The 23265-nt window shown below is 66.0% G+C and carries 22 protein-coding genes, 1 tRNA gene and 1 other RNA gene; 8 read left to right on the top strand and 16 right to left on the bottom strand.

The genetic code is table 11. The features are described from left to right. Nucleotides 1-258 precede the first annotated feature (258 nt). The 5 genes from V2S85_RS13025 to hrpB all read right to left on the bottom strand — a co-directional run bounded on the left by V2S85_RS13025 (nucleotide 259) and on the right by hrpB (nucleotide 5598). Nucleotides 259-594 (bottom strand): YbaB/EbfC family nucleoid-associated protein, encoded by a 336-nt coding sequence (locus V2S85_RS13025; RefSeq protein ID WP_330703284.1) that lies wholly within the window; start codon nucleotides 592-594, stop codon nucleotides 259-261. Nucleotide 595: 1 nt separating this feature from the next. Then, nucleotides 596-2509: a DNA polymerase III subunit gamma/tau gene (locus tag V2S85_RS13020; RefSeq protein ID WP_330703283.1), complete on the bottom strand. Its 1914-nt coding sequence runs from the start codon at nucleotides 2507-2509 to the stop codon at nucleotides 596-598. A 137-nt stretch (nucleotides 2510-2646) separates the two neighbouring features. Beyond that, nucleotides 2647-2743, bottom strand: an RNA gene (gene ffs, locus V2S85_RS13015) — signal recognition particle sRNA small type. 80 nt (nucleotides 2744-2823) lie between these two features. Next, the gene (locus V2S85_RS13010; RefSeq protein WP_330703282.1) at nucleotides 2824-3102 is read right to left on the bottom strand and encodes an ETC complex I subunit; all 279 of its coding nucleotides are present in this window, start codon (nucleotides 3100-3102) and stop codon (nucleotides 2824-2826) included. A gap of 45 nt (nucleotides 3103-3147) precedes the next feature. Continuing rightward, nucleotides 3148-5598: an ATP-dependent helicase HrpB gene (gene hrpB, locus V2S85_RS13005; RefSeq protein WP_330703281.1), complete on the bottom strand. Its 2451-nt coding sequence runs from the start codon at nucleotides 5596-5598 to the stop codon at nucleotides 3148-3150. Between the two features lie 213 nt (nucleotides 5599-5811). Here hrpB and V2S85_RS13000 point away from each other — a divergent pair, with 213 nt between their 5' ends. After that, nucleotides 5812-7737: a putative bifunctional diguanylate cyclase/phosphodiesterase gene (locus V2S85_RS13000; protein ID WP_330703280.1), complete on the top strand. Its 1926-nt coding sequence runs from the start codon at nucleotides 5812-5814 to the stop codon at nucleotides 7735-7737. Between the two features lie 4 nt (nucleotides 7738-7741). Here V2S85_RS13000 and V2S85_RS12995 read toward each other — a convergent pair whose 3' ends face one another. Further along, nucleotides 7742-8509 carry a hypothetical protein gene (locus V2S85_RS12995; RefSeq protein ID WP_330703279.1) on the bottom strand — a complete coding sequence of 256 codons (768 nt, stop codon included), beginning with the start codon at nucleotides 8507-8509 and terminating at the stop codon, nucleotides 7742-7744. Between the two features lie 72 nt (nucleotides 8510-8581). Beyond that, nucleotides 8582-9598: a polyprenyl synthetase family protein gene (locus V2S85_RS12990; RefSeq protein WP_330703278.1), complete on the bottom strand. Its 1017-nt coding sequence runs from the start codon at nucleotides 9596-9598 to the stop codon at nucleotides 8582-8584. 108 nt (nucleotides 9599-9706) lie between these two features. Here V2S85_RS12990 and V2S85_RS12985 point away from each other — a divergent pair, with 108 nt between their 5' ends. Then, nucleotides 9707-10021 (top strand): chorismate mutase, encoded by a 315-nt coding sequence (locus tag V2S85_RS12985; protein ID WP_330703277.1) that lies wholly within the window; start codon nucleotides 9707-9709, stop codon nucleotides 10019-10021. A 268-nt stretch (nucleotides 10022-10289) separates the two neighbouring features. Here the strand turns inward: V2S85_RS12985 and V2S85_RS12980 are convergent, their stop codons facing one another. The 7 genes from V2S85_RS12980 to V2S85_RS12950 all read right to left on the bottom strand — a co-directional run bounded on the left by V2S85_RS12980 (nucleotide 10290) and on the right by V2S85_RS12950 (nucleotide 15288). Beyond that, the gene (locus V2S85_RS12980; protein WP_419198197.1) at nucleotides 10290-11474 is read right to left on the bottom strand and encodes a glycosyltransferase; all 1185 of its coding nucleotides are present in this window, start codon (nucleotides 11472-11474) and stop codon (nucleotides 10290-10292) included. A 71-nt stretch (nucleotides 11475-11545) separates the two neighbouring features. Continuing rightward, the gene (gene leuB, locus V2S85_RS12975; RefSeq protein ID WP_330703275.1) at nucleotides 11546-12589 is read right to left on the bottom strand and encodes a 3-isopropylmalate dehydrogenase; all 1044 of its coding nucleotides are present in this window, start codon (nucleotides 12587-12589) and stop codon (nucleotides 11546-11548) included. Between the two features lie 10 nt (nucleotides 12590-12599). Beyond that, on the bottom strand, nucleotides 12600-13205 hold the full coding sequence (recO, locus tag V2S85_RS12970) for a DNA repair protein RecO (protein WP_330703274.1): 606 nt from the start codon (nucleotides 13203-13205) through the stop codon (nucleotides 12600-12602). A 27-nt stretch (nucleotides 13206-13232) separates the two neighbouring features. Beyond that, nucleotides 13233-13496 carry a hypothetical protein gene (locus V2S85_RS12965; RefSeq protein WP_330703273.1) on the bottom strand — a complete coding sequence of 88 codons (264 nt, stop codon included), beginning with the start codon at nucleotides 13494-13496 and terminating at the stop codon, nucleotides 13233-13235. A gap of 77 nt (nucleotides 13497-13573) precedes the next feature. Beyond that, nucleotides 13574-13825 carry an accessory factor UbiK family protein gene (locus V2S85_RS12960; RefSeq protein ID WP_330703272.1) on the bottom strand — a complete coding sequence of 84 codons (252 nt, stop codon included), beginning with the start codon at nucleotides 13823-13825 and terminating at the stop codon, nucleotides 13574-13576. A gap of 41 nt (nucleotides 13826-13866) precedes the next feature. Continuing rightward, nucleotides 13867-14421 (bottom strand): TspO/MBR family protein, encoded by a 555-nt coding sequence (locus tag V2S85_RS12955; protein WP_330703271.1) that lies wholly within the window; start codon nucleotides 14419-14421, stop codon nucleotides 13867-13869. A 90-nt stretch (nucleotides 14422-14511) separates the two neighbouring features. Continuing rightward, nucleotides 14512-15288 carry a TlyA family RNA methyltransferase gene (locus tag V2S85_RS12950; RefSeq protein WP_330703270.1) on the bottom strand — a complete coding sequence of 259 codons (777 nt, stop codon included), beginning with the start codon at nucleotides 15286-15288 and terminating at the stop codon, nucleotides 14512-14514. Between V2S85_RS12950 and V2S85_RS12945 the strand changes: the two genes are divergently transcribed. From V2S85_RS12945 to V2S85_RS12925, 5 genes are all read left to right on the top strand, one after another. Continuing rightward, entirely contained in the window at nucleotides 15287-15886 is a 600-nt protein-coding gene (locus tag V2S85_RS12945) for a hypothetical protein (RefSeq protein ID WP_330703269.1), read from the top strand. The genes V2S85_RS12950 and V2S85_RS12945 overlap by 2 nt on opposite strands. Before the next feature lie 696 nt (nucleotides 15887-16582). Continuing rightward, nucleotides 16583-17683: a branched-chain amino acid aminotransferase gene (locus V2S85_RS12940; protein WP_330703268.1), complete on the top strand. Its 1101-nt coding sequence runs from the start codon at nucleotides 16583-16585 to the stop codon at nucleotides 17681-17683. Nucleotides 17684-17807: 124 nt separating this feature from the next. Beyond that, nucleotides 17808-18653, top strand: a complete 846-nt coding sequence (yghU, locus tag V2S85_RS12935) for a glutathione-dependent disulfide-bond oxidoreductase (protein ID WP_330703267.1) — start codon at nucleotides 17808-17810, stop codon at nucleotides 18651-18653. 105 nt (nucleotides 18654-18758) lie between these two features. Beyond that, nucleotides 18759-18833, top strand: a tRNA-Gln gene (locus V2S85_RS12930). Between the two features lie 150 nt (nucleotides 18834-18983). After that, on the top strand, nucleotides 18984-20318 hold the full coding sequence (locus V2S85_RS12925) for an ATP-binding protein (RefSeq protein WP_330703266.1): 1335 nt from the start codon (nucleotides 18984-18986) through the stop codon (nucleotides 20316-20318). A gap of 51 nt (nucleotides 20319-20369) precedes the next feature. Here V2S85_RS12925 and V2S85_RS12920 read toward each other — a convergent pair whose 3' ends face one another. Beyond that, complete coding sequence (locus V2S85_RS12920; protein ID WP_330703265.1) at nucleotides 20370-20951, bottom strand: recombinase family protein; 582 nt, start codon at nucleotides 20949-20951, stop codon at nucleotides 20370-20372. Between the two features lie 279 nt (nucleotides 20952-21230). Between V2S85_RS12920 and V2S85_RS12915 the strand changes: the two genes are divergently transcribed. Then, nucleotides 21231-21542: a hypothetical protein gene (locus V2S85_RS12915; RefSeq protein WP_330703264.1), complete on the top strand. Its 312-nt coding sequence runs from the start codon at nucleotides 21231-21233 to the stop codon at nucleotides 21540-21542. Between the two features lie 55 nt (nucleotides 21543-21597). Here the strand turns inward: V2S85_RS12915 and V2S85_RS12910 are convergent, their stop codons facing one another. After that, on the bottom strand, nucleotides 21598-23118 hold the full coding sequence (locus tag V2S85_RS12910) for a M23 family metallopeptidase (RefSeq protein WP_330703263.1): 1521 nt from the start codon (nucleotides 23116-23118) through the stop codon (nucleotides 21598-21600). Nucleotides 23119-23265: the final 147 nt, after the last annotated feature.

The raw sequence follows: 23265 nt of genomic DNA, 5'->3' as shown, positions 1-23265 counted from the left end.
CGCAAGGCCACGGCGAGGGTGCAGGCCCTTCGACAAGCTCAGGGTGACCGGGGCTGAGGCAAGAGACCGTTTGAGAAATCGCGGAAGAGCGATTTCCAAGGCGGCACCGGCCCGCAATGCGCCGAAAGCTGCCGAAAGGCGCATTCTCAAACGGTCTCTAAGCTGCCGCGAAGTCCAAAGCCCTGCGACAAAGAAAAGCCCAGCCCGAACCATCGCTCAGGCTGAGCTTGTCGATGCCCCGAAAGGCGAACGCCCGCCTTAGAACGGCAGCTTGAAGCCCGGCGGCAGGCCCATGCCCTGCTGGGCCTTTGCCAGTTCTTCGTTCGCCACCGAGTCGGCCTTGACGCGCGCGTCATTGTAGGCCGCCGCGATCAGATCCTCGAGGATGGGCTTTTCCGAGGCCACCATCAGGCTGTCGTCGATCGCCACGCCGATCACGCGGCCCTTGGCCGAGCAGCGGATCTTGACGAGGCCGCCACCCGAAAGCCCCTCGACCTCGAGCTGATCGAGCTTGTTCTGGGTCTCGTTCATCTGCTTCTGGATGGTCTCGGCGGCCTGCTGGGCAGCCTGGATCATCTCTTCCATCGACTTCATCTCAACGTCTCCAATTGCGGCCGCCACCGCCGATGGCGACCTGGCGTTCTTCCTGAATGAGTTCGGCGCCCGGGAATGCGGCCAGCGTGGCCTCCACCAGCGGCGAGGTGCGCAGCGCCTCGGCATCCGCCCGCTTCTTCACGTCCGCCACTTCCACGAGCGTGGGAGCCCCCTCGGCGGCGACCTTCTCGACCTGCCAGCGCTCGCCGGTGGCGGCCTGCAGGCCGCCGCGCAGCACGGCGACAATGTCCTCGTTGAAGCCCGGCGGCTGGGCGTAGCGCAGCAGGCCGGGCGCGAGTTCGACGACGCGCACCTGCATGCGCATGGTGTTCGCGGCGGAAATCTCGCCCGCGTGCTCGACATCATCGACCAGGGCTTCCCAACGCAGCGTGACGGCGGCGGGACTGTGCGCGGCGATGGATGCTGTGGGCTCACCGGCCGACGCACCCTCGCCCCCGGCCGCCGAGGCGGCAGGCGCGCGTGCGGCGATTTCCTCCAGCTTGCGCACCAGCGCGCCGGGATCGGGCATGTCGCTGGCGTGCATGATCCGCAGCAGGGCCATCTGTGCCGCGACCAGCGGATCGGGCGCGGCCTTCACTTCCTCATGGCCCTTGAGCAGCAGTTGCCAGAGACGATGAAGCTGCCCGGGACGCAGAGCCTTGGCCCAGCCCTCGATCGCTTCGCGCTCCTCGGTCGAATGCGCCTCGGCGCTGCCGCTGACTTGTGCCACGGCGACGCGGTGCGCCAGGTCCATGAGGCCGCGCATCAGCGCGATCGGCTCGACGCCCAGCGCGAACTGGTGCGCGACGAGGTCGAGCAGGTCGCCGCCCCTGCCTTCGAGAATCGCGGCGATGAGCCCCCGCTGCACGCTCTTGTCCGAGAGGCCGAGCATGTCGCGCACCTTGTCGGCGCGAACCTGGCCTTCGCCATCCAGATCGGCATGGGCGATCGCCTGATCGAGAATCGACAGACCATCGCGCACCGAACCCTCGGCGGCGGCGGCGACCATGGCGAGCGCCTCAGCCTCGGCCTCGACGCCCTCCTTGGCGCAGACGTGCGCGAAGTGGCCCGCCAGCATCGGCGCGGGGATGCGACGCAGGTCGAAGCGCTGGCAGCGCGACAGCACCGTGACCGGCAGCTTGTCCACTTCGGTGGTCGCGAAGAGGAACTTCACATGGGCCGGCGGTTCCTCCAGCGTCTTGAGCAGCGCGTTGAACGCATTGCGCGAGAGCATGTGGACTTCGTCGATGATGTAGATCTTGTAGCGTGCGGAAACGGCGGCATAGCGCACCGCCTCGATGATCTCGCGCACGTCGTCGACGCCGGTGTGGCTCGCGGCGTCCATCTCGATGACGTCGATGTGGCGGCCCTCGGCGATGGCGACGCAGGGTTCGCACTGACCGCAAGGGTCGATCGTCGGGCCACCCTGCCCGTCCGGGCCGATGCAGTTGAGGGCCTTGGCGATGAGGCGCGCGGTCGAGGTCTTGCCGACCCCGCGCACGCCGGTCATCAGGAAGGCATGGGCGAGACGGTCGCGCTTGATCGCGTTGGCGAGGGTCTGGACCATCGCCTCCTGCCCGATCAGTTCGGCGAAAGTCTGCGGACGGTACTTGCGCGCGAGCACGCGGTAGGGCTGGGCGGCTGGCGCGGCCTTGACCGAAGGGGCTTCGACAGGCTCAGCCGGAGCGGGAACCGGGACAGCAACCGGGGCTGTCTTGGCCGGTTCGACGAACATCGCGCTCTGCCCGGCGGCTTCGAGTTCTGCAGCGGAGGGCTGAGGCTTCGCTTCCGGCTCCGGATCGCCGAACATCGACTGCTGCCCGGCGGCCTCCAGTTCGGCGGCATCGGGTTTGTCGTCGGCGGCATCGTCGTCCCAGGGGGGCGTATCGCCGAACATGTCGCGTGAATCGTCCATCGTCGTCCAAGCTAGGCGCTGGCGGCCCGGATGTCAGGGGGAAAGCGGCCCGCCTGCCGCCATGTTCCACAGCCTTCGCGCCCCGTGGGGCAGAAATCCGCACGATTTCAGGGCCGTGAAAATTCAGCGATGTAGAAAAATGAAGGAGCCGGACGACCCGCCGCAACCCGTTGTGGCTGCTTCCTTCCGGACCTGACCAAGTTGGCGGACGCAAGCGCCCGTCCGACTCCCGGAGCGCCCTATGGCGAGGGTTTGGCGGGAATGCAAGCGGTTAGAACGACGTCGCCCCGGACTTTAGCCGGGGCGAGGAACGATCAGCGGAAGTTGTCGGCGTAGGCCTGGATCTTGAGGCGGCGCGGCGGGGTGGTCTGGATTTCCGCTTCGATGCCGTACTTGTCGGCATAGGCCTTTGCCTCTTCCGAGGTCGGGAAGCGCAGGATGACCTGCTGCTGCGTGTCGCCCGAGCCGGCCCAACCCATCAGGGGATCGGGCTTCTTCGCCTCCGACGGTGCGAACTCGAGGGTCCACTGGTCGAGCAGCGCCTTGCCGGACTGCATGGCGTTCTTCGGGCGTTGATAGATACGTGCGCTCATGAGCCAGCGCTTTGCCTCCGAATCGCTGCCGAAATCAAGCGCGAATCACGCCTTCCTACTTGCTTCGAAGGCATTGCGCGTCTTGAGGCTGGGGTCTTCGGCCCAAGGCTCGTCGGGCCAGCGGTGGCGCGGGTAGCGGCCCTTCATGTCGCGCTGCACGTCGCGCCACGATCCGCGCCAGAAGCCCGGCAAGTCACGCGTGGTCTGAATCGGGCGGCCAGCGGGCGAAGTCAGCTTGAGCAGGAGCGGCTGCGCGGGACTGCCGAAGCCGGGGTGCCGGTCGAGCCCGAACAGCGCCTGCACGCGCACTTCGACCGAAGGGCCGCCCTCGTCCTCGTAGTCGATCGGGTGCGTCGACCCGGCGGGGCTGCGGAATTCGGGCGGCGCGAGACGTTCGAGCGCCTGCTGGTCGTCCCACGTCAGGCGATTGCGAAGCGCCTGCGCCGCCGCGCCGCCGTCGAGCTGGTCCAGCCGGCGGCCTAGCAAGGGGCCGAGCCACTCTTCCAGGTCCGCCAGCAGAGCCTCCTCGGACAGCGCCGCGATTCCCGCATAGCGTGCGCGGCGCAGGAAGTTTTGCGCGCCCTTGCCCAGCGGCACCAGCGACAGGCCCTTGCGGCGGATGCGTTCGATCAGGAAGGCGCGGATGGCTTCGGGGTCGGGCGACGGGTCCGGGCCGCTCGCCAGCGTGATCGCGCCGAGCCGCCGTTCGAGGCGCGCCTCCACTCGGGCATCGCTATCGTTCCAGCGCAGGACGGTGCGGCGTTCGATGCCGCCACCCAGCCATGCCTCGACCTCGGCGGTTTCCAGCGAGGCGCCCGAGAGGATGCGCGCACCCTTCGCCTGCCCCTGCGCGTCGCCGATCACCATCCACTCGCGCGCGGCGAGCGGCGAGGCGGGGTCGAGCACGTAGCCCCTGCCCCCGGCGCTTAGCCAGGTCTCGCCCGAACCGTCGCGGCGGCGCGCCAGCATGTCCGGGCGGCCGAACGCAAGGATCACGCCGGGAGGCACATCGTCCACAGCAGCCGCATCTACCAGCGCTGCAGCCCGCCGCGCCCAGCCCGAGGCCAGCTTGCGCGAGGCCTGGGCGCGCGGGGCCCGGTCCGCATTCCAGCGCGAGAGGCGCTGCGACAGATCGTCGCTCCGGCCGCCGAGGCCGCGTTCCTGTAGAAGCAGCGCCAGCTTCGCCGCCACATCACCTGCGCCGTGCCGGGCGGCATGCAGGATCATCGCCGCCTGCGCCGGGTCCATCGGCAGACTCGCCACCTTGCGGCCGAACGCGGTGATGCGCCCTTCCCCGTCCAGCGCACCGAGCGCCGCCAGACCTTTACGCGCCGCCTCCAGCGCCGGAAACGGCGGCGCATCGAGCCACGCCATCGCCTCGGGATCGCCCGCGCCCCACTGCGCCAGCACCAGCGTCAGCGGCGCGAGGTCGCTGGTCAGCATCTCGGGCGGGTCGAACTCCGGGCGACCGGCGTGCGCGGCCTCTTCCCACAGCCGATAGGCGACACCCGGCCCCTGCCGTGCCGCGCGCCCTGCCCGCTGCGCCGCCGAAGCGCGGCTGGCGCGATGCGTGACGAGCCGGGTGACGCCCGCCGCCTTGTCGAACTCCGCCCGGCGCGAGAGGCCCGCATCGACCACCACCGAGACACCGTCGAGCGTCAGCGAGGTCTCGGCGATCGCGGTCGCCAGCACGATCCGGCGGCGGCCTTCGGGATCGCGCCGGATGGCGGCGCGCTGGGCGGCCGGTTCGCATTGGCCGTGCAGCGGCAGGACCAGCGCGGACGGCAATTTCTGGGCGAGCGCCTCGGCCACCCGCTCGATCTCGCGCACGCCGGGGAGGAAGGCGAGCACGTCGCCCGCCTCCTCGCGCCACGCGGTGAGCAGAGCGGACGCCATCGCGTCCTCGATCCGCCGCTCAGGCGAATGGCCCAGCCAGCGCAGCGCCAGCGGCCAGGCCTTGCCCTCGCTTTCGACCACCGGCGTCCCTTCGCCGAGAAGCCTGGCGAAGCGCGAACCGTCGATCGTCGCCGACATCACCACGATCCGCAGGTCTTCGCGAAGGACCGCCCGGCTCTCGACCGCCAGGGCCAGGCCAAGGTCGCTGTCGAGATGGCGTTCATGCGCTTCGTCGAACAGTACGGCCGATACGCCAGGAAGCTCCGGATCGGACAGGATCGTCGAGACGAAGATCGCCTCGGTCATCACGAGGACACGCGTGCGCGCCGATCGCTTCACGTCGAGACGGGTGACGTAGCCGATCGTCTCGCCCGCCGCCTCTCCCAGCCCGGCAGCCATGCGCTCGGCCGCGGCGCGGGCAGCGACGCGGCGGGGCGAGAGCAGGATTACGGTGCCTTCGCACCAGTCCTCGCCCAGCAGGGCGGGCGCCAGCGCAGTGGTCTTGCCCGCTCCGGGCGGCGCGATCAGCACCGCGGCGGTGCCGGAGCGCAGCGCGGCAAGCATCTCTGGAAGAACGGCATGGATAGGAAGCGTATTCACATCGACAGCCCCTATCGCATTCGGCGCTGGAGTGGAATCATCTCGCCACGTCCGCCTCGCGCCGGAGAAAAGCCTCCGGATGGTGCGACATCCGCGCCGATTGCCACCGGATCGGACCAAATTGAAGGGCACATCCACCCTTCATAAAGACTTACGCTATAACCGGGATCACTTGCCGTTCCCCTCCATTTGCAGAGCCCAGACACGCGCGCCATGTATCTTGCCGGCCAGTATCCTCTCAGTGTCGCGCAATACCTGCGCCTGCGGGAGCACATACCGCCGCTCTACGGGCTGCTTTCGGTCAATGCGGCAGTGCTGGCCTTCACGCACCGGCACCTTGCGCCCGGCCTGCTGGTCTATGCGATCCCCGCGCTGCTGATCCTCGCCTGCCTCGGCCGCATGGTCGTCTGGGCGCGGCCGGTGACCGCAGCGGATCTCGACCCCGAGGTGGCGCGGGTACGGCTTCGCCGCACGCATGTCTTCGCGGTCGCGTTCGCCATGGCGTTCGTCGCCTGGGCGCTGGCGCTCGACCAGTACGGCGGGCCTTACGAGCACGGCCATGTCGCCGTGTTCGTATCCGTCACCGTGCTGGGCTGCGTGTTCTGCCTCAGTTTCCTGCCACGCGCGGCCATGGCCGTCTGCGTGACGGTGCTGGGGACGTTCCTGGTCTACAGCCTCGTCACGGGCACGGGCGTGCTGATCGCGATCGCCGCGAACATCACGCTGGTCGCCGTGGGTATCCTCAAGATCCTGCGCGATTCCTACCGTTCCTTCGTCGATCTGGAGACATCGCAGCGCGATCTCAACGCCGAGCGGCGTCAGGCGCAGGCGCTGGGCGAGGAGAACGCCCGGCTGGCGCAGACCGATGCGCTGACCGGCATGCCCAACCGCCGCTTCTTCTTCGCGACCCTGGAGAGCCTGCTGGAACGCTCCGATCCGGAGGACACCTTCAGCGTCGGCCTCATCGACCTCGATCGCTTCAAGCCGATCAACGACACCCACGGCCATGCCCATGGCGACCGGCTGTTGCAGGTGATCGGCGCGCGGATGACCAGCGAATGCCCGGCCGACGCCATCGTCGCCCGACTCGGCGGCGACGAGTTCGGCCTGATCGTGATGGGCGGCGCGCAGCAGGCAGAGCGGGTCGCCAACGACTTGTGCCGCGCGATCCGGGAACCCGCGCGCATCGGCGACATCATGGTTTCGGTCGGCTGCTCGGCGGGCATCGCCGTCTACCCGCAGACCGCCGGCACCGCGAACCTGCTGTTCGACCGGGCGGACTTCGCACTGTACCACGCCAAGAATCACAAACGCGGCCAATGCGTGCTGTTCTCGCAGGAACTGGAACGCCTGATCCGCACCGAGCAGGCACTGGACGCCGCCCTGCAGGGCGCCGAACTGCGGACCGAACTCTCGCTGAACTTCCAGCCGATCGTCGCGACGGAGGATCTCGACACGATCGGCGTCGAATGCCTCGCCCGCTGGCATTCGCCGAAGCTGGGCGACATCGCGCCCGAACTGCTGATCGCCTCTGCGGAGCGGATCGGCCGAGCGCGCGAAGTCACCGTGACGCTGTTCGACAAGGCGCTGGAGGCCCTGGGCCAGTTGCCGTCAGGGCTGCGCGTGGCGTTCAATCTCTCGGGCAACGACATCTGCAATCCCGCGACGATCGATGCCCTGCTCGCACGCATGGCGGCTTCGGGCTGCGATCCGCGGCGGGTGCTCGTCGAAATCACCGAATCCTCGCTGATCTCCGAGTTCGACATCGCCAGCGCCGCGCTCGAACGCCTGCGCGAGACCGGCATGCGCATCGCCCTCGACGATTTCGGCACCGGCTATTCGAGCCTGTCGTCACTGCACCAGTTGCCGCTCGACATGGTCAAGATCGACCGCAGCTTCGCCGCCCGGCTAGACGAGGCGGCCGGCCGCCGGCTCATCACCGCGATCCGCCACCTGGCCCGCTCGCTTTCGCTGGAATGCGTGATCGAGGGGATCGAGACCGAGAACCAGCTGGTCAGCGCCCGCCTCGCCGGGTTCTCGCTGGCGCAAGGCTTCTTCATCGCCCGGCCCATGACCCTGCCCGCCGTGCTGGACCGCCTCGCGCAACCGGGTACCGACCGCTGGAGCGCGGCCGGCTGAACGGTCAACCGGTACTGGCGCGAACGCCGTACTGGATGCGGATGCGTACCCATTCGCCGACCTGCGGCTTGCCGTTGATCCGGGGCGGAATCACCTGGAACTGCCATGCCGCATTGAGCACCGCGCGGCCGAACCCCGAACCGCGCGGCGATTCGCCCAGGATCTGGCAGTTCTCGACGCGATAGTGCTCGATCGTCTGGCAGGCGACCATGCCCCAGCCATTGGACGGTGCATTGGCCGGCACGTATCCGCCAAGCTGCGCGTCGCTCGGCTCCTTGTACCAGTCCGCATTATACAGCGTGGCGCCCCCTGGCCCTTCGCCGGGGCCGTAGGTGGAGCCACCGCCGCCGCCGCCCTTGGGGCTGCCGCTGCCGGACTGCTTCATCGCGCCGATGTCGGCCGCCGCCATGTCCGAACGCGAGACCTTGAGGAACGAGAACGCCGGCTTTTCGGTAGGCGTCACCGGCTTCTCCACCGGCGGCACCGGGGTCTCGACCTTGACCTCCTGACGCTGGGGTTGCTCTTTCTGGGGCGTATCGGCCTGCTTCGCCTTCTCGGGCGACTTGGCGCCGCTGTCGGCGTCCTCGCCCTCGATGTTGAAGGTGACCGGGTTGCTGGCCTTCTTCTTGAGCGCTGGCGCGACGGCGGTCTGGTAGATCGCGATCAGTAGGGCAATGATGATGATCGCCGCGGAAAGCAGCGAGGAAATCAGGCGTTGGCGGGGCGAGCCGGGTTGGTAACCCGTAACAGCCCGATCGGCATCGGATCGCATGGCGCGCCTCAATAAGCGAGGCCGGCTCTCCTCGCAATTACGGCTTTGTTGCAGAGTGTCGCAGCAGTCGGGTCAGTAGCGCCGGGCTACCGCGAACTCCACTGCTTCGGCCATCGCCGTGCGGGCCTCTCCGGCGGGGAAACCGGCGATCGCGTCGATCGCGCGCTGGGCGTAATGACGCGCCCGCTCACGCGTAGCCTCGACGCAGCGGTGGCGGTTGATGAGTTCGACCGCGTGGGCGAGATCCTCGTCCTCGGTGCGGAAGCCGGCGATGGCCTCCTCCCAGAACTTGCGCTCGGTGGCGTCGCCGCGCGCATAGGCTAGGATGACCGGCAGGGTCATCTTGCCCTCGCGGAAGTCGTCGCCCTTGTCCTTGCCCGATTCGCCGACGTCCGAATCGTAATCGATCGCATCGTCGACCAGCTGGAAGGCGATCCCCAGGTTACGGCCATAGGCATCGAGCGCCTGCTCCTCCGCCTCGCTCTTCTCGGCGACGATCGCCGGGATGCGGGTGGCGGCGGCGAACAGCGCGGCGGTCTTCGAGCCGATGATCTGGAGGTAGTGTTCCTCGCTTGTCTCGATCCGGCGCTGGGCGGTCAGCTGGTCCACCTCGCCCTCGGCGATGATCGAGCTGGCCCTGGAGAAGACCTTGAGCACCTTGAGGCTGCCGTCCTCGACCATCAGTTCGAAGGCGCGGGTGAACAGGAAGTCGCCCACCAGCACCGTCGCTGGATTGCCGAACACGATGTTGGCGGCGGCCTTGCCACGGCGCATGTCCGAACCATCGACGACATCGTCGTGGAGCAGCGTGGCGGTGTGGAGGAATTCGACGGCGGCGGCCAGCTTGTGGTGGCGATTGCCCTGGTAGCCGCACAGTTCCGCCGCCGCGACCATCAGCATCGGGCGCATGCGCTTGCCGCCACCCGAGATCAGATGGCCGGCGAGCGCCGGGATCAGCGGAATCTCGCTTTGCATCCGATCGAGAATCACGGCGTTGACGCTGTTCATGCCCGGCGCGGTGAGCGCCAGCATCGGAGCAAGGGAAGGCTGCTGCCTGCGCGTCTGCAGGGGGACGACATCTGCACTCATCGCACCGCGCTTTGGGCGCAAGCGGTCTGCAACGCAAGTGCAAACGGTATCAACCGTTCCTGCAACCCGACTGGAAGAGGGGGAAAAGCCGTGCTAGCGGGCGTGGCGATGACTCAGGAAACCTCCCCTACGGCCGGCACCACGGACCCGGTGCTCGCGAGCTTTCGCTCCAGCATCGACAACATCGACGCAGCGCTGATCCACATGCTCGCCGAGCGCTTCCGGATTACCAAGGCAGTCGGCGAGTACAAGGCGAAGACCGCTCTGCCCGCCTCCGACCCGGGCCGCGAGGAACGCCAGATCACCCGCCTGCGCAAGCTGGCCGAGGATGCACATCTCGATCCCGACTTCGGGGAGAAGTTCATCCGGTTCGTGATCGACGAAGTGATCCGCCACCACGAACAGGCGAAGATCGAGGGCTGACGCGTTCCTGCCCGAGACACGTTCGGGCGGAAAATGAAAAAGAGCGGGCGCACGGCCCGCTCTCCATCCTGACGACCGGCCTTCTACCCCCGCTGGGGCAGTCCAGCCCTCATGAGACTGTTTGGGAATTCGCGATACGCGAATTTCGCGGCACCGGCCCACTCCCCCCGCCCGACCACCCAACGATAGTACCCTATGGGTGGTCGGGCGGGGGAGTGGGCCGGTGCCGCAACGAAAATGCCCAATAGGGCATTTTCCAGACAGACCCTCAGTACTTGCCCCAGACGAACTTCGACGAGAGCGCGAAGTTGAAGACCGAGGCCAGCAGCACGCCGGTGATCACCGCCAGCACGTCGTGGATGCCGATGGTCTTGAGCACGGCGGCCGAACCGATGTTGGTCAGCAGGCCCAGCGAGCAGGTCAGCGCGAACTGCGCCCAGCCACGCATCAGCGGCGCGAAACCGCGCAGGCGCTTGTCCGAATAAGTCAGTTCGTTGTTGAGCACGAAGTTGAACGTCATCGCCACCAGCGCGGCGATCGTGTTCGCAATGTTGAAGGTCGTGCTCTCGGACCAGTTGCCGTAGACGAAGCGCTCGCCGAAGACGACGTGGAGCATCGTCCACAGCACCGCCAGCTGCACCACCACGCCCATGGCGCCCACGGTGCCGAACAGCGCGAAACGGGTCGGGATGATCCGGCCCAGCCATTTGTCGTAAAGGCCCACGAGGAATTCGAACACGACGGTCTGGTCCAGCTTGCTTTCGCCTTCTGCTCGCGCGGCGAAGTTGAGGGGGAATTCCTTGACGCGCAGCGGGGTGTCCACCGTCGCCAGGATGTCGAGCAGGATCTTGAAGCCGACGCCCGACAGGCGGTGCGCGTCGGCGCGGAGGGTCTGGGTGCGCAGCATGAAGAAGCCGCTCATCGGGTCGGTCAGCTCAACCCCGGTCACCTTGTTGGCGATGCGGTTGGCGAAGCCCGATGCCTTGACGCGGTCGGGGCGGCCCCATGCCTCGGTGCTGGCGCCCTCGGCGAAGCGCGAGGCATAGGCGAGGTCGTACTCGCCCGAGGTGATCGCCTTGAGCATCCCCGGCAGCAGCGCGGGATCATGCTGGTGGTCGGCGTCCATGACCGCAACCACGGGGGCGGCGGTGGAACACATGCCCTCGATCGCAGCGCTGGCGAGGCCGCGGCGGCCGATTCGCTGGATGCAGCGCACACGCGGATCGGATAGCGACAGGCGGCGCGCCTCGTCGGAGGTGCCGTCGGGGCTGTTGTCATCGACGTAGATGGCTTCCCACACGACCCCGGCGAGCGCCTTGTCGAGTCGCTCGATCATCGTCGCGATGTTCTTGCGCTCGTTGTAGGTCGGCAGGACCACCGCCAGTTCAAGCGGCTTCGCGTGCAGCGAAACCGCCTGAGCGGCGGTATCGGCGGCCTCAGCGAGATCGGTCATGGAAATGGTCATGCGCCCTGTTTTTTAGGTGGTAAACGTCAAGAAACGATTATTGCGTAGCGGCGCAACCTTTACAGGCGCGCGAGCACCGCGTCACCGATTTCCTTCGTGCCGGCCGAGCCACCGAGGTCGCCGCCCTTGATTCCGTCCGCAAGGGCAGCAGCTACGGCCGCCTCGATACGGGCCGCCTCGGCCTCGAGGCCGAACGAATGGCGCAGCAGCATGGCGGCCGACAGGATCGTCGCCATCGGGTTCGCAAGGCCCTTGCCCGCGATGTCCGGGGCCGAACCGTGGATCGGCTCGTAGAGACCGAAAGTGCCTTCCGCGAGGCTGGCCGAAGCCAGCAGGCCGATCGAACCGACGCACATGCTGGCCTGGTCGCTCAGGATATCGCCGAAGAGGTTGCCGGTGACGATGACGTCGAAGGCGCCGGGGTTCTTGACCAGCTGCATCGCCGCGTTGTCGACGTACATGTGAGTCAGTTCGACGTCCGGGTACTCGGCCGAAACCTCGATCACCACGTCGCGCCACAGCTGCGAGGTTTCCAGCACATTGGCCTTGTCCACCGAGCACAGCTTGCCGGAACGACCCTGCGCGGCCTTGAAGCCGGCGTGAGCGATGCGGCGCACTTCGTCCTCGGCATAGGACATCATGTCCCAGCCCTGACGGCGGCCGTCTTCCAGCGTGCGGGTGCCCTTCTCGCCGAAGTACACGTCGCCGTTGAGTTCGCGCACGATCAGCAGGTCGATCTTGCCCGACACCTCGGGGCGCAGGGTGGAGAGGTCTTCCAGGCCCTTGAACACCGTCGCGGGACGCAGGTTGGCGAACAGGCCCAGTTCCTTGCGCAGGCCCAGCACCGCCTGTTCCGGGCGCAGCGCGCGCTCCAGGTGATCGAGCGAGAAGTCGCCGACCGCGCCGAACAGGATGGCATCCGACGAACGCGCGATCTCCAGCGTCGCTGGCGGCAGCGGATGGCCGTGCTTGCGGTAGGCCGCCCCGCCGACGTCGCCCTCGACCAGTTCCAGGCCTTCGAGGTCAAGCGCTTCAAGTACGCGCACCGCCTCTGCAGTCACTTCAGGACCGATTCCGTCTCCGGCAAAAACAGCGATGCGCATAGTCGTTTCCTCAGCTTCCGATCCGTGCCAGCCGCTCGCGCAGCAGGGTGCGCGCCGCCATAACGTCTCTTCTGCGATCGGCAAGCGGGTAGCGGGCCAATTCTCGACCGACGGCATCGAAGGTATCGAGAAGCGCGGGCCAGTCGCCATCCGGTGGACGCCGGATCTTGTCGCCATATCCCAGTTCACGCAGGACCAGCACTTCGTAGCGCAGCAGCCCGAGCGCCCAGCCCCGCGCGGACGGCGCCACGCAGATCGCCTCGAGCACGCCGGACAGCGCATCGTAGAGAGCGGGGAATGGCTGGCGTTCGGGCAGGACGGAAGCGGCGAGCGCAGTGACCCAGCCGATCGCGGCGGCAGGCAGCGGCTCGGTGATCCATGGCGCACGGCTCTGGAGCAGTTCGACGCGGGCGAAAGGAAGCTGGGTTTCGGATTTCGCGCGGACGTCCGCCTCTACGGTGTTGCCGGGGATCAGGACCGGCCGCAGTTCGCGCCCCCTGCCCCCGGCGACGAAGGCCGCGACGAGGCCGTGCTCAGCCGTCAGCAGGCGCGCGATGACGGCGGTTTCGCCGTGCGCCAAGGCGGCGCAGACAAGAGCGGAGGCGCGAAAATGCATCGCGCCCTCCTCTGGCCGTTCAGCGCCTCAGTTGCAAACACCCTGAGCATCGGCCGGCGCGTGTTCTGCCTGCTTGTCCTTGGTGATGAGGGGGTTCTCCGCGCGCCCCATCGTCCAGTTGCGACCGAGACGCACGGTCTGGTTGGGCGCGCACCAGATCTCGCCCGAAGCGTCGAGCGCGGTGACCCAGATCAGATTGTGCTCCTGGCCGTAGTCGATCATTCCGATGGCATAGCCATCGCCCTTGCCGACGACGTGAAGTGGTATCGTGGGATTGAGCTGCGTGAACATCGTGTGCCTTTCATGGGCTTCACGATGTTCAACCCTGCGTGCGCCGGAAACGTTCCCAGCGCACACAAAGGCACATATCAGTTAGCGGCGAGCTTCGCCTCGATCGCGTCGAGACGTGCCTTCAGCGATTCGGTCTCCGCCCGCGCGGTGGCGGCGAGTTCCTTGACCGCGTCGAATTCCTCGCGGCTGACGAAGTCCATGTCGCCCATGAACTCCTTGACCCGATCCCGCGCGCTGTCGCGCGCTTCGCGGCCCATGCCGGCCAGGGTGCCGGCGGCGCTGTTCAACATCTTGGCGAAGTCGGCGACGAAGGGGTTTTCGCTTTGCATGGGCGCTAGATGGAGTGCGCGCGCGCGCGGCGCAAGGGGGATCAGATAGTGAAGCGCTCCACCGCGCCCGAACGCTGTGCGCCGTCCATTCCCGGATTCGCCTGGAGGAACGCGAAGTTGAGATATGTCGCGAAGACCAGCCACAGAACATAAGGCGCCAGCAGCGCCGCCGAGACCGGCCGCACGCGCGCGAACAGCACCGTCGTCACCACTGCGGCGAGCAGGATGGCGGCGATCAGCACCAGCGCCGCACTCATCATGTGGGCGCCGAAGAACAGCGGCGACCATGCCAGGTTCAGCGCGAACTGCACCGCGAAGGCCAGAATCGCGATCCCCCGCCCACGCGCGCCGCGCGCCGCCAGAACCATCGCCAGAGCGACGCCCATCATCACGTAGAGCACCGTCCAGACGATCCCGAAGGTCACCGGCGGCGGAAAGGCGGCGGGCTTCGCCAGCTCATCGAACCACGGATTGCCCGGCCCGCTGCCCGCAAGCCGGCCGGACAGGAAACCCAGCAGGACAATGACGGGAACGCACACCAGCAGCCAGCGTATCAGGCTGGCTCGCAACTGGCCCGGGGACGCGAGCGGATTCATGTGCGCAGAATGCTCCGAATCAGGAATTTAGCCAAGAAACGCCGCGGTTTGTGGTACGCGGCGCTGCCCGGCGCAATCGTTCGCATGCCTTCATGCACCCCGGTGTGCCGAAACGAGAAACTCCACGTTTCCTTCCGGGCCCTTGATCGGGCTTTCGACGATGCCCTGGATTTCCCAGCCCTCGCCCTCCAGCCACTCGCGCACTTCCTCGCAGACGCGGGCGTGAAGCGCGGGATCGCGTACGACGCCGCCCTTGCCCACTTCGCCGCGCCCGACTTCGAACTGCGGCTTGATGAGCGCCACCACCCGGCACTTCGGCGCGGCAAGGTGCAGCGGCACTTCCAGCACTTTCGCCAGTCCGATGAAGCTGGCGTCGCACACCACCCAGTCGCAGGCCGCATCGATCTGCGCGGGCGTGAGGATGCGGGCGCTGGTCTGCTCCAGCACGGTAACGCGCGGATCGGTGCGCAGTTTCCAGGCGAGCTGGTTGGTGCCCGAATCGACCGCGAACACGCGCTGGGCGCCATTGGTCAGCAGCACGTCGGTGAAGCCGCCGGTCGAACTGCCGATGTCCATGGCGACGGCGCCCGCCGGGTCCAGCCCGAAATGCGCGATCGCATGCGCCAGCTTGATCCCGCCGCGCGAGACCCACGGATGATCGCGGCCGCGCACTTCGATGGCGGCGTCCTCCTTCACCGACTGCCCGGGCTTGGCGATCTTGGTCTCGCCCGAGAACACCAGTCCCGCCAGCACCAGCGCCTGCGCGCGCGTCCGGCTCTCGGCCAGCCCGCGATCGACGAGCAGCTGGTCCACCCGCAGCTTGGCGGGCTTCTTTTCGGGGGAACGGGGGCGGGACGTGTCGGTCATGGGATGGTACGCACTTGAGATGGGCCGCGCCTCATTCCATACCACGCGCATGAAGGCAAATCCGCGCAGCCGCGCTCTCCCTACCTCCCCGTTCCTCGTGCTGGCCATCGCGGCGACCGCGATCGTGGCCGGCTGCGTACCCCCGCCGCCCTCCGCGCCCGCCCCGACGCAGACCGCTCGCCCGCCTCAGCCGCGCCCCGGCCCGGCCCCCGCACTGCCCGCCGCCGCCGACTGGCGCGACGCCCCGCAGACCCCGGGCGACTGGAGCTATACCGCAAGCGGCGCCGGCTCGGCCGCCAGCTTCGGCGGACAATTCACCCTGCAATGCGACCCCGCGCGCAAGGCAGTCACGCTGGTGCGCTCCGGCATGGTGCCGTCCGGCCCGTCGGCGCTGTCCATCACCACTTCCACCGGCACACGCGCGCTGAGCGCAGCCGCCAACCCGCGCGGCATCTTCGTGACGTTGCAGGCGCGCGATTCCGTGCTCGATGCGATGGCGTTCAGCCGCGGCCGCTTCGCCGTCGCCGCGACGGGCCAGCCGACGCTCTACCTGCCCAGCTGGACCGAAATTTCGCGGGTGCTGGAAGACTGCCGCTGACATAGCCTCGTCATCCCGGCGCATGCCGGGACCGCGGGCAGTCTTTAGGCGCTGTCTTGCGCTGAGGCGCCTTGCCGAGAGCTATCGCCTCAAGATTTGCCCACGGTCCCGGAGCAAGTCCGGGATGACGATGGCGTGCGGTTCTGCGCGAGTATTTCGGGCCGCAAAGGCCGCATTCCGGCGCCCCCTAAAGCGGTATTTTCAAGTTACCGCGCGGCTGGGGATAACTGGCCGGAAGCAGCGATCATGACGCCAAAAAAAATCATTTCAAGACTTGTTGTGCGCTGCGGGATGTACCAGATTTTGCTCAAGACAACGGCCTTCGGGATACGCGCCCGGAAGTTGCCGAAGTCCCAGCCGTGAAAGCGGCGCACTATGGCTCAACAGCGCGAAAGGAGGTGATCCGATGTCTCATGGTTCAGCATGGAGGTCGGCAATTTCCGTCGTGAGGCATTATCGCTGATATATTTGGCGATAGAGGCTTCTCTGGCGGCACTTCCCGGCCGCTGACCATGTGAAGGGCCGTACCGGATTACCGGTGCGGCCCTTCTCATTTGTGCGCGTCACACACCGATTTGCCTGCCTTCGGCATCGTGCTAAGACTGTAATCCTGAGACGCAATATTGCTTTATGGTTGCATTCCGTGAAACTTTCGTTCACCGGACGCATCCTGTTGCATACAGAGGAATACGTTCGATGGCGACGCTCGCCGATGCCGGCCTTACTTTCACCACCCTCGCCCACCCCGCCCCTGCCAGCGCCGAGACGCGCGCGGCTGTGCTGGCTAACCCGGGCTTCGGCACCAACTTCACCGACCACATGGTGACGATCGAGTGGACCGAAGGTCAGGGCTGGCATGATGCGGTGATCGGCCCGCGCCAGCCCATCGCGCTCGATCCCGCGGCTGCGGTGCTGCACTACGCGCAGGAAATCTTCGAGGGACTCAAGGCCTACAAGCAGGCCGACGGCGCCATCGCGCTGTTCCGCCCCGAAGCCAACGCCGCGCGCTTCAACCAGTCGGCCGAGCGCCTCGCCATGCCCGCCCTGCCAGAGGCGCTGTTCGTCGAGGCGATCGAGAAGCTGGTCCAGCTCGACCGCGCCTGGATTCCCGAAGGCGAAGGCGCCTCGCTCTACTTGCGCCCCTTCATGATCGCGACCGAGGCTTTCCTCGGCGTGCGCCCGGCCAAGCAGTACAAGTTCATCGTCATCGCCAGCCCCGCCGGCAACTACTTCAAGTCGGGCGCGCCCGCCGTCTCGATCTGGGTTTCGGACTACACCCGCGCCGCGCCCGGCGGCACCGGTGCGGCCAAGTGCGGCGGCAACTACGCCGCCAGCCTCGTGCCCCAGGCCGAAGCGATCGCGCGCGGCCACGACCAGGTCGTCTTCCTCGACGCCGCCGAGCACAAGTGGATCGAGGAACTGGGCGGCATGAACCTCTACTTCGCGTTCGAGGACGGCACCTTGCTGACCCCGGCGCTGACCGGCACGATCCTGCCCGGCATCACCCGCGACAGCCTGCTGCAGCTGGCCCGCGAAGAAGGCCTGACCGTGCAGGAAGGCCGCTACAGCCTCGACCAGTGGCGCGAGGACGCGGCTTCCGGCAAGCTCGTCGAGACGTTCGCCTGCGGCACCGCGGCGGTGGTCACCTCGGTGGGCAAGGTCTCCGGCCGCGACGGCGAGTTCACTATCGGCACCGGCGGCCCCGGCCAACTGACCGGCAAGCTCAAGAACCGCCTGGTCTCGATCCAGCGCGGCGAGGCGCCGGACACGCACGGCTGGATCCGCAAGATCGGCTGAATTTCGGGCAGGCGCTGATCGGCGTTCGATCAAAGCCTGCCTTGGTGTCTGCGGCCGTCTTGTCGGCACCCCTTCGCGAACCTACCTGTGGGCGGCCTTTCCCTCCCACAGGAGTTTCCCGCAGATGGCCGATCCCACGTATACCCCGCCCAAGGTCTGGACCTGGGACCAGCCCAACGGCGGCCAGTTCGCCGCCATCAACCGCCCCACCGCCGGCGCCCGGTTCGATCGTGAGCTGACGCGCGGCGAGCACCCCTTCCAGCTTCACTCCCTCGGCACGCCCAACGGCCAGAAGGTCACGATCCTGCTCGAAGAGCTGCTCGCGGCCGGATACGACGCCGAATACGACGCCTGGCTCATCAACATCGGCGAGAGCGACCAGTTCTCCTCCGGCTTTGTGGCGGTGAACCCGAACTCGAAGATCCCCGCCCTTCTCGACGTGTCCGGTCCCGAGCCGGTGCGCGTGTTCGAATCGGGCTCGATCCTGTTCCACCTCGCCGAGAAGTTCGGCGCCTTCCTGCCGACCTCCGGTGCCGGGCGCACCGAATGCATGAACTGGCTGATGTGGCAGATGGGCACCGCGCCGCTGCTGGGCGGCGGCTTCGGCCACTTCTACGCCTATGCGCCCGAGAAGTTCCAGTACCCGATCGACCGCTACGCGATGGAAGCCAAGCGCATCCTCGACGTCGCCGACAAGCGCCTGGGCGAGACGCGCTACCTTGCGGGCGATGACTACACGATCGCCGACATCGCCGCCTACGGCTGGTTCGGCGGCTTCATCCGCGGCGACGCCTACGGCGACGCGGCGACCTTCCTCGACGTTCCCGGCTATACCAACCTGGTGCGCTGGGGCGAGGAACTGGGCGCGCGCGAAGGCGTCCGCCGTGGCCGCATCGTCAACCGCAAGGGCGAAGGCTTCGTCCCCGAACGCCACAGCGCCGCCGACATCGACGCGGTGCTGAACGCCTGAGAATGAGATGCCCCGGCGCTGCGGAAACCCTCTTCCCAGCGCCGGGACAAACCGCTAAGCGCCCGTCTCCCGAGAGGCTGCAGCACACGCATGCGGCCGATCCGCTGGGGCGTCGCCAAGTGGTAAGGCACCGGTTTTTGGTACCGGCATTCGCAGGTTCGAATCCTGCCGCCCCAGCCAGTTTATATATTTCCTTATTTTTCAGTGAATTACGATGGATAGATGGGCCCCTGTGGGCCAGCTCTGTGGGCCACGTTTGCGGGACCGGGTGGTGGCATGGGCCCATCGTCGCTGCCTTAAGAACTCGTTATCCACGGCGGCGCGCAACATGTGGAAAGATTCTGCTTTCGTTCTTGTGGCGAGATCGAATATCTTCTCTCCATGGCCATCCGAAATCTCACCGAAGCTGATTTTGTAGACATCCTGCAGCGGTATTTGACGCCAAGCAGCCCGATCCAACGGCTTCAAACCCTTCAAGGCCGTCAGGAGCAGGTCAAGCAGATCACGCGCGCGTTCCACTCACCCGGCAGGCACGTCTTCATCCACGGAGATCGGGGCGTAGGAAAGAGTTCGCTCGCTCTGTCGGTCGGAAATTATCTTAGCGCGGAGGGGCAGCGGCCTATCCAACTCGCCTGCAATGGGGAGAGCTTCTTTTCGATTATGCGCAATCTAGCGTCCCAACTCCTCAATGCGGCACCTGTCAAAGGCGGGACGACAACGAAGGGGTCGTTAGGGCTTGGTGCGTATGGCCTCAGCGGTACTGTTGAAGCCCAACTCGCTGCACGAGAAGTGCCCGAACTTTCATCACTGAATGAGGTCGTCTCGGTTATTCGTTACTGCGTCGACCGCGCGCCAGAAGAACGAGTTGCAATCTTCGACGAGTTTGACACACTCCCCACAGACGCTGACCGGACTTTGTTCGCCGACTTCATAAAACAGATGGGCGATCAATCGATCGGCATCAAGATGTTCTTCACAGGCATCGGGCAGTCACTTGAAAGCCTTTTGGCGGCCCATCACTCTTGCTATCGTTATCTAGCCTCGGTCGCCCTGTCTCCGCTTAATTGGGATGGACGCTTGGCCATTATGGACGCGGCGTGCGAGGCGCTCGGTGTCGAGCTTGATATGACCACGAAATACCGGATCGGCGCCATAAGCGATGGCTTTCCGCACTACATCCATTTGATATGTGAGAAGCTGTTTTGGGTTGTATTCGACGCGCCGGAGAGCGTAGCACAAGTGAGTGCACAGCATTACCGCGAAGCGGTCGAGAGCGCAGTACAGGATATTGAGCCGTTTCTACGCGAGCTTTACGAACTGGCGACACGTAAATACAACGACGACTATCAAGAGATTTTGTGGGCCGTGGCGGACCATCATGAGTTCAGCCGCCGGAGTAGCGACATCTTCTCTTCATATGTCGAGATCATGAGGCAGCGCGGAACCGCAACACCCGAGCGAACTAAGTTCAATACCCGGATGAACGCCTTGAAACGCGACTCCCATGGCAAAATCTTGTTGGGCACGCGGCAGGGTTGGTATGAACTCAGAGAGCCTATCTTGCGAGGTTACATTCGACTTCGGGCGGAGCGCGAGGGGGTCGAACTCGCTCAAGACCACCCGCACCAAACCGGCGCGCGTTCGCTAGGGCTATTCAATAAGTAAGAGGCGCAGCGTCCAGAAACGAAAAAAGCAGGGCTGAAGACAAGCGCGGCCTCACGCAACAGCGCGCTTCCCTACTCTTTGGATTGCTGCGCGACTGACGCCGTATTTATTTGCCAGAACCCCTAGCGAAACCCCGGCGGCACGTTGCGCCCTCACTTGGTCCTGCTGTTCCTGCGTGAGCGCGGACGGACGCCCTAGAGCCTTCCCCTCAGCCTTGGCGCGGCTCAGTCCCGCCTGTGTTCGCTCGATAAGCAGGTCGCGCTCGAACTCCGCCACAGCAGATAGAACGCCCATGGTCATCTTTCCTGCAGCACTAGTTAGATCGACCCCGCCAAGGGCAAGACAGTGCACACGCACTCCCTCCCCTGCCAGCCGCTCGACCGTCGCTCTTACGTCCATGGCGTTGCGTCCAAGGCGGTCCAGCTTCGTGACGATCAGCACGTCCCCCTCCTCCATGCGATCGACAAGGCGGGAGAACCCTGCCCGCTCCATTGCCGCTACCGAGCCGGAAACCGTCTCCTCCACCACTCGCTTAGGTTCCACCGAAAAGCCTGCTGCGGCTATCTCGCGTACCTGGTTCTCGGTGGTCTGATCAGCGGTGCTGACGCGGCAATAAGCGAACGTACGGGCCATAGGTCGAACCTCTGTAACGAAATGGTGGCTCGATATATGTGGTGGATCGAAATGCCCGTCAAGCTATATTCCGATACACCTTGGTCGGCTGCATCATAATCGCTCGTTTTCGAGCCGGTGCGGTTCCCGTCGGATATGACAAGCTGCAACAGCTCATCGCGCAAAAGACTCGGCTGGACTCAAAGCATTCGCGCTTGTGGAACCATCACCTTCTCACGACAAACCGTTCCGCTACAGCGACGAAGCGCGGCAGTCGCGTAACAGGGAAGACTTAGCACCGTGATCCATACCACCATTGTCCCCGCCATCACCGACACCCCCGCGCAGGCCGCCCGCAGAGCATTCAACAGGGACACCGTTGGGATTGATGCAAGTGAAGGGCGTGGATTGAAGGCCCGCCACCGCCTTAACCTGCTGGTCTTCGGAGCCGACACCACTGCACGTCTCACAAAGCGGGATCAGCAAGAGGAGCTGACAGCCTCTCATGCTATAGACCGCATTCGCCAGCTCAACAGCGAAGACCTCGCCGGATGTAGCCGGGAGGCATTCCGCCGCCGTGCTGCCGGTCTGCCGCAGTTCGCGCGCAACTAAGCCAATGATAGGTTGGGAGGCTCCTCCGGGATCGACCGAAAGAGCCTCCACCCACTCACCTCTTTACAGCCCGCGGGGGGAAGGTCTGCGTGAACCAAAGGTCCAGCCGACGCTCCGCCCTATCCATGTAGCTGCTGACCTTCTCGGGCGGGACGTCGCCACGGCCTAGCTCTGTCCTGACTTCATCGAGCTTGGACCGGATCAGCGCCCTAGCCCCCTGCGTGTCCAGCCCACGCGGCAAGCGGACCCCGCCTAGCTGCCCACTGTAGGCCGTCTCCCAGCCGTCGAGGTCGCTTCCCGCGCCTTGGTATTCCGGCCCCTTCTGACGCAGCGTTTGGAGCTGGCTGAGTTCGCCATGGACGGCGTGTGTCAAAGCCTGCCGGACCTCAGGGTCGCGCTCAGACGCAGCCATCGCCAAGAGCTTACCAGTCGTCTCGGTGATCGTCGCCCGACCAGCATAGACCGGCCCCAGCAAGGAGCTTACCTGTCCGCGTAAGTAAGTTTCCTTGTTCTCTCGCTGGTCCTCTCGCCGCCATGCAAGCGCCTGCCGCGCTTCGCTGCGGGCCTGTCGCGCATCACTGTCGATGATGCTGAGAAACTGCATTCCCTGCTGAGGGCTGATCGCATCGGAGCGCATCAGGCTCCTGACCTCCGTGGTGGTAGGATATGCACCCCCGACACCCGCAAGCCGCCCCAAGACCCCAGCAGAGGTCGTAGCGTGTCGATCGGTTCGCTGCCGCTCCGCCTCAGCCTCCGCCCGCTGGCTGTATGTCCGGCGAAACTCCTGAAGGTGCAGCACCTGGCTTGGAGCCAGCGACAGGGGACCAGTGAGGGAAGCTATCTGCGGCTGCTCAAGCCCTGCGGCGTCGGCCTGCGGCTGGCCTGCCGCCCCGTCCGAACCAAACGCAGCAGCGAATGCCTCGGAGGCCTCAGGGGCACCCGGAGCCTGCCGTGCGAAGTGGTCGGAAGGCGAGACCTTCTTACCATTCACCTCCATGGTCATGTGAACATGGGGGCCGGTAGACTTGCCGGTGTTCCCGGAAAGACCGAGCTGCGCTCCTGCCTCGACCCGCTGGCCGACCTCAACACCCCTTGAGGAGAGGTGAGCGAAGCCGACAATCGAACCGTCGTCCATACGGACACGGACCTGATTACCACCCCGTGCATTGCGCATGGAGGCGACCACCTCGCCGCCCATCGGGGCGACGATAGGAGTACCGACAGGAGCCGGGAAGTCTTCGCCATTGTGGGCGGAGCCTCCACTACGGGCCTCTCCCATTCTACCGCTGCGCTTGCCAACATCAAAGCCGGGGAACGGTGAGATAAGGCCGGACGGTGTCGGGGCCGTTGGAGCCGAAACCGAAGCCGCTGTAGCTAACTGCGTTCGGTTCCATCCCAGCAGGTTGTCGATCATGCGCAGGCCCGCTTGCGGGTTAGACTGTTGCACTTCTCCTGCCGCAGCCTCAGCGGCTTGCATCAGCGTCTCCACAGCTTCGCGGCGATCAACCGAAGGCAGGAGGCGGGAGAACTCGTCCTCAGGATCGACGTGCTGCCCTGCCTTCAGCTTTCCGACCACGGCAGTCGCCATATTCGACAAGCTGGAGACCCGCAAAAACCGGTAGCGTTTGGACGGCTATAATGATTCATTGAGGGCGCGCGATCACGGAGGCCAGCTATGGATCCCAAGTCCCTGTTCAGTTTGAGCGATCACCTTGAGGCATTG

It is taken from the genome of Novosphingobium resinovorum, from assembly GCF_036352595.1.
Taxonomy (GTDB): domain Bacteria; phylum Pseudomonadota; class Alphaproteobacteria; order Sphingomonadales; family Sphingomonadaceae; genus Novosphingobium; species Novosphingobium resinovorum_B.
The sequence above is the reverse complement of the archived record's forward strand: the minus strand, read 5'-3'. Positions and strand labels throughout refer to the sequence as shown.